Raw genomic sequence first — 5,335 nt, 5'->3', positions numbered from 1 at the left:
AAGAAAAATTAGTAATTTGGTGGGATAAAAATGAAGAAAGATGGCGAGTATTTGCTGATAAATGTCCTCATCGACTCGCACCTCTTAGTGAAGGTAGAATTAATGAAGAAGGTTTATTAGAATGTCCTTATCATGGTTGGGCATTTTCAGGTAAAGGGAATTGTGAATTAATTCCTCAACAAGTAATAGGAAATAATGGGGAAAAATCTCCTCGTAGTTGTGTTAAATATTATCCAACGTTTATTCAACATGGCTTATTATTTGTCTATGCTGGAAATCCTGAAAATGCATTTTTAACTCCGATACCACTAGTTGAACCATTAAAAGAAAATGAAGAAAATTGGACAATTATTAATACCTTTAGAGATATTCCTTATGATGCTTTAACTTTATTAGAAAATGTGTTAGATTCTAGCCATATTCCTTATACTCATCATGGTTCAGTTGGTAATCGTGCTAATGTTTCTCCAGTAGAATTAGAAGTTATAAAAGCCGATAGACAAGGTTTTTCAGGAGTGTGGCAAGAAGGACCAAGGAAAGGTAAATTAGGCACACAATACACAACTTTTATTGCTCCGAATTTAATGTGGCATGACTTGACATCAAAGCAATTTGGACGAACCATGACGGTAGTTTATGCAACCCCAATAAGTAAAGGAAAATGTCGATTATTTGCTATATTTCCTTTTCAATTTTCATCTAAAATACCTGCATTATTTATTAAGTTAACTCCTCGTTGGTATTCTCATATTAACCAAAATAATATTCTTGAAGATGATCAAATTTTTTTACATTATCAAGAACGATTTTTAGAACAATTAGGAGGCAGTGATAAATTTGCCCAAGCTTATTATTTACCAACCAAAGCAGATTTATTTATTCAAGAATTAAGAAAATGGATTAATAAATATAATGCTCAATTATTTCCCAATCAACCTTTTCCTGAAACTCCTACTAATGATATTTTATTAGAAAGATATTATTCTCATACAGAAAAATGTGGTAGTTGTCAAGAAGCGTTAAAAAATATCAAAACAATTCGTTTAATTTTAATAATTATTACTGGCATTTTATGGTCAATAACTCCTTTAATGAGTTTATATATAAATAATTTATTACCCTTGTTTATGATAATTTTTTCTGTAGTAAATATCATAATTTTTTCTATCTATTTATATTTAGGTAAAATAGAAAAAAGATTTTATGAAGGGCAAATAATCCCTCCTAGAAATAAGTAAAATCTTATCAATGGATAATCACTAAAGCATTAAATTTGTTACCTAGTTTAGAAAAAGATGTTAAAGTTTTTATGGAAATGATAAATTACCTTTATTAAGAAGTTATAACTGCGATGCGATCGCACCAATTCATCATCCTAACGACACGCTGTGTGATCAAACCTTTCAATTCATTAACCTTCAAATCCATCAATTTTTCGGGGGAAAAGAGATTTTAGTTACAATGAATGTGGAAAAAGCTCTAAACTATCAGTCAGTTAAAAAGTATGTTAAAAAGCTATGAAGCTATCTATGAAAATGGGCAAGTAAAATGGTTGGAAGATACACGAAAAGTTACTTCCACCCGTGTTATTATCACCATTCTTGAAGAATCATCTAAAAGTGTTTTTAGCCATCGTCAACCTCCTGAATTTATAGAGGGGAAAGGAAAACATTAGGAGATATTGTTAGCCCTATTGTTAGTGAAGATAACTGGAAATGTTTGAAATGATTATTCTTGAAAAATGTCCCCTAAAAAATCAAACTATAAACAGTCTAATCACTTAAGAAGATATTAAAAATTATGAATATAGCAACTATAGATATAAATAAAGCCTTGACAAAACTACAGATATTATTTAGTTAATCTAAGACTAATATAAAATCAAGATAGTAATAATAAAAAATAGCTTTCACCTATAAAGAAACTATGATAAATATTGAAACTAAAATATTAGAAACTTTGGGGAAAATGCCAGTATCTTTGCAAGAAGAATTATTGCATTATGCAGAGTATCTTCAGGAAAAATATCAGCAAAGTAGTATGAATTGCTCAAATGACAGTGATGTTGTCAACGATTTTCGTATCTCTTGGCATGAAGCGATTACAGGGCAAACTATTCCAGTTAGTCAACTTTGGAAAGGTTTAGAAGATGACGAATAATCTGAAAATTATAATATATGCTAATGTCAAATTTTAGCCTAATTGACGTAATCTTAAGTGAAATGACAATAATATTATTCAGGATATAACACTGATAATTAAATCACTTTAAAAAAGACATGAATAAGAAAAAGTTATTAGCTAAAATACTAGGAGGAAGTAAAAATGTTAAATTTAGTGAATTTGAAATATTATTAAAAGGCTTCGGTTTTGAGTTAGCAAGAATTAATGGTAGTCATCATATTTATAATCGAGATGATATACCAGAAATTATTAATATTCAAAATAAAAAAGGACAGGTTTCTCCCTATCAAGTCAAACAATTTTTAGCATTGATTGAAAAATATAATTTAACTTTAGATAAAGAGGAATAAAATATGCAAGACTATCATATTAATATATTCTATAGTGAAGAAGATCAAGGCTATATTGCTGATATTCCTGATTTAAAATTTTGTTCTGCTTACGGAAAAACTCCAGAAGAGGCATTACAAGAAGTTTTAATTGCCAAAAAAGCATGGTTAGAAGTTGCTAAAGAAAAAAATAAACCCATTCCTTTGCCTAAATATAAACCAATTATTTATCAAATTGCTGGATAGTTAAATGTCGATTTTTAAACTTTAATATAAAAGAGAAATAGCTTCTCCTATTTGTTTAACTTTTATCACTAATTCGGGGGGATTAATTACCTTAACTTGCCCACCAAAACCGACAATCCATCGTAATAAATCAATATCTTCTAATGACCATATTGGTAATTTTACTTGAAAACGATTAGGAAAGTTTTTATCTTCTGTTTTCTTAAGAGTAAAAAGGGGATTTGTTTCATTATTTTTATGAAGACGGGGAGACATTTTCATTTGTTGTAAGGGGAAGGGATTTGTACCTTCACTGATAAACTTAAAAATATAATCATTAAACCATAATTCTATAGTTATTTCGGCTTTACTTTTCTGTTTACTATCTAAATATTGTTTTTGCAATTTAACATTATTACCAAGAAAGATTCCGCCACTAGCTTGATATAGTTTTTGTAATTTATTTAAAGCGTTTATTTGTTGGTTTATATCTCTTAATTGATTAGTTTTTCTACCCAAAAATAGCCTATCTAATCTTTCAAACTTAAATAAACCTTTGTCTATTCCCTCTGCATATTCATAGGCTAAATACCAACCAATGTTATGAAAAACTATTTGTAATGGATAAGCTAAAAAATAATTATTGTTATTAGTATTAATTTGATTATTTTGATGGTTATTTTGAGTAAATTTGGCACTACCTGAAAAGCGATTTAATTCTAATAATTCACCAGAGGCTATCGCACCTTCTAAGACATCAATTTTTATCGCTAAAGAATCATTAGGAAGACTGTTTAAATCGACAATGTTTTTATTATAAATTGCCCTGACGGGATAACTTTCGGGGTGAGCAATTTTAGGATCTCCGAGACGATTTTTAAAGGTTTCATAAATGGATAATGCAACAGGATCTGATAAACTATTAGCTTGGGCTTCTAATAGGCGAAAGACTTTAATTAAATCTGTTTGAGATAAAATTCCAGTACCGATAAAATAGCCTTTTTTCAGGGTAAAATCGGGTAAAATACCAAAGGGTTTTAAAACTTTTTCTATATCTTTACGAATACTATCACCACAGTTAATGTTAATAATTTGTTCATCTAGCATGGCGTTAACTAAACTTTGCAAACATCCTTCTTTTTTTTGGTAAATTAGGGGATGATGGATAATAAAATGAATGGTTTTTATTAGTCTGGTAAATGGTTCAATATCTGAGTAGGGATGGGTTACTAAATCATCAATATTTACTATTTCAATATCTGGTAATGGTTCATAATTTTGTTGATTAATAATGCCCATTTTCTCTAACCAGATTAAGTCTTGTTTAATGGCTTCTGGTTGGGCATAAATAGGGCTTATTTTCTTGGCTAAAATGGCACAAATTTCTGCTATTTCACTGTCAAATTTAATCTCATCTCCAAAAATTTCTGTGATTAATTAGGGGTTGGATTCTGAGAGGTTGCCGAGGTTAGGATATTTAATTATTAAGCTGATGAGGTGGAAAAGTCGATCGAAGTCTAGTAATCTTGAATAAGGATGAAATTGTATTTTACTATTGGCGGTGCGATTAGTGCGATTAACTTTTACTCGATTTAATTTTGAGATTTGATCATTAAACTGATTTACTTCTAATTTACCATCTTTAAAGGGTATGTCATAAACAGCTAAAAAACCCTCCGCAGGAAGGGGAGGAAAATTTCTGAGGGATTGATATAAATTAGTTATAACATCATCTGGTACTTGTCGAGAACGTTTTTTATTCCAGTCTAAACAAACATTTAAAGGAGTTTTTAAATACCAACCAATCCAGTTAACATTTTCATATTGTGCTAACTTTTCCAAAAGACTAATTCGCCACCATCTTTGAGCGTTAGTGGCATCATAAATCATCGGTTTTCCTGCTTGAATATAATTGTCAATTTGTTTAAATATTTCCGCTTCAATTAACTGCCAATCTCCTTGTATATTTTCATCTCCAAAAAGTTGTTTCCTAGTGTTATCTGTAGAGATAAATTGATAATTTGAGTCTTGGTTAATAATGTATTTGGCAAGAGTAGATTTTCCGCTACTAGGGCAACCAATTAAAATGTGTGAAATCATAGGTATATTAAAAGTTAAGATTCATTTGATAATTGATAAATTCTTTTAGAGATTTCTTGCATAAACCAGTCAGTTACTTTATGAATTTGCAAAAAATTTTCTTTATCAAAATATAATTTTTTTGCATACTTCATTTTATTTTCATTTAATTGCTGTTCCAAACTAAAACTACTTCCATGAGGATTTAAACTTCTTATTTTGTTCATATTATTAAGTATATTTTGATATTCTTTTAATTTAGGAGCGGTATTATAAAAATCTTTTTTAATCATTTCTAAAAACAATTGAGTAAAGGCAGGAAAACTATTTTTTATTTGCATTATTTGATTATAATCTATATAAATTTTACCGATTTTTTTTAGATTATTGACTTGTATATAAGAAGAAGAATCAACAATTATATTAGGAAAATTCCAATTACTATTTTCACTTTTCTGTTCACGTTCATAATAATTTTTCTTAACTCTATTATAGGCATCTAAAAATAATGTATCTTT

Annotated in this window: 8 protein-coding genes; 5 read left to right on the top strand and 3 right to left on the bottom strand. The window is 28.9% G+C overall.

All coding sequences use genetic code 11. The annotated features are described in order from the left end of the window. The 5 genes from FWJ34_RS17975 to FWJ34_RS17955 all read left to right on the top strand — a co-directional run. The coding region (locus tag FWJ34_RS17975) for a Rieske 2Fe-2S domain-containing protein (protein ID WP_308256716.1) at positions 1 to 1,238 on the top strand (1,238 nt) is incomplete at its 5' end. Positions 1,239 to 1,504: 266 nt separating this feature from the next. Further along, the gene (locus FWJ34_RS17970; protein ID WP_308256715.1) at positions 1,505 to 1,675 is read left to right on the top strand and encodes a hypothetical protein; all 171 of its coding nucleotides are present in this window, start codon (positions 1,505 to 1,507) and stop codon (positions 1,673 to 1,675) included. A 251-nt stretch (positions 1,676 to 1,926) separates the two neighbouring features. After that, positions 1,927 to 2,160 carry a DUF2281 domain-containing protein gene (locus FWJ34_RS17965; protein ID WP_308256714.1) on the top strand — a complete coding sequence of 78 codons (234 nt, stop codon included), beginning with the start codon at positions 1,927 to 1,929 and terminating at the stop codon, positions 2,158 to 2,160. A 119-nt stretch (positions 2,161 to 2,279) separates the two neighbouring features. Beyond that, positions 2,280 to 2,534 carry a type II toxin-antitoxin system HicA family toxin gene (locus tag FWJ34_RS17960; protein WP_308256712.1) on the top strand — a complete coding sequence of 85 codons (255 nt, stop codon included), beginning with the start codon at positions 2,280 to 2,282 and terminating at the stop codon, positions 2,532 to 2,534. A gap of 3 nt (positions 2,535 to 2,537) precedes the next feature. Continuing rightward, complete coding sequence (locus FWJ34_RS17955; protein ID WP_308256711.1) at positions 2,538 to 2,759, top strand: type II toxin-antitoxin system HicB family antitoxin; 222 nt, start codon at positions 2,538 to 2,540, stop codon at positions 2,757 to 2,759. Between the two features lie 21 nt (positions 2,760 to 2,780). On the opposite strand, the gene FWJ34_RS17950 is transcribed toward FWJ34_RS17955, so the two are convergent. The 3 genes from FWJ34_RS17950 to FWJ34_RS17940 form a co-directional block, all read right to left on the bottom strand. Next, a complete protein-coding gene (locus FWJ34_RS17950) occupies positions 2,781 to 4,037 on the bottom strand; it encodes a WYL domain-containing protein (protein WP_308256710.1) in 1,257 nt (418 codons plus the stop codon). Between the two features lie 138 nt (positions 4,038 to 4,175). Further along, the gene (locus FWJ34_RS17945) at positions 4,176 to 4,838 is read right to left on the bottom strand and encodes an AAA family ATPase (protein ID WP_308256709.1); all 663 of its coding nucleotides are present in this window, start codon (positions 4,836 to 4,838) and stop codon (positions 4,176 to 4,178) included. A 14-nt stretch (positions 4,839 to 4,852) separates the two neighbouring features. Then, the coding region (locus tag FWJ34_RS17940) for a hypothetical protein (RefSeq protein WP_308256708.1) at positions 4,853 to 5,335 on the bottom strand (483 nt) is incomplete at its 5' end.

The organism is Geminocystis sp. GBBB08 (assembly GCF_016743215.1).
Lineage (GTDB): Bacteria > Cyanobacteriota > Cyanobacteriia > Cyanobacteriales > Cyanobacteriaceae > Geminocystis.
This window is presented reverse-complemented; position numbering and strand designations above follow the sequence as displayed.

What these genes read in the sequence shown, in the direction of transcription:
- FWJ34_RS17970 (WP_308256715.1), top strand. Translation starts at nt 1,505, where the DNA reads ATGTTAAAAAGCTATGAAGCTATCTATGAAAATGGGCAAGTAAAATGG.
- FWJ34_RS17965 (WP_308256714.1), top strand. Translation starts at nt 1,927, where the DNA reads ATGATAAATATTGAAACTAAAATATTAGAAACTTTGGGGAAAATGCCA.
- FWJ34_RS17960 (WP_308256712.1), top strand. Translation starts at nt 2,280, where the DNA reads ATGAATAAGAAAAAGTTATTAGCTAAAATACTAGGAGGAAGTAAAAAT.
- FWJ34_RS17955 (WP_308256711.1), top strand. Translation starts at nt 2,538, where the DNA reads ATGCAAGACTATCATATTAATATATTCTATAGTGAAGAAGATCAAGGC.
- FWJ34_RS17950 (WP_308256710.1), bottom strand. Translation starts at nt 4,037, where the DNA reads ATGGGCATTATTAATCAACAAAATTATGAACCATTACCAGATATTGAA.
- FWJ34_RS17945 (WP_308256709.1), bottom strand. Translation starts at nt 4,838, where the DNA reads ATGATTTCACACATTTTAATTGGTTGCCCTAGTAGCGGAAAATCTACT.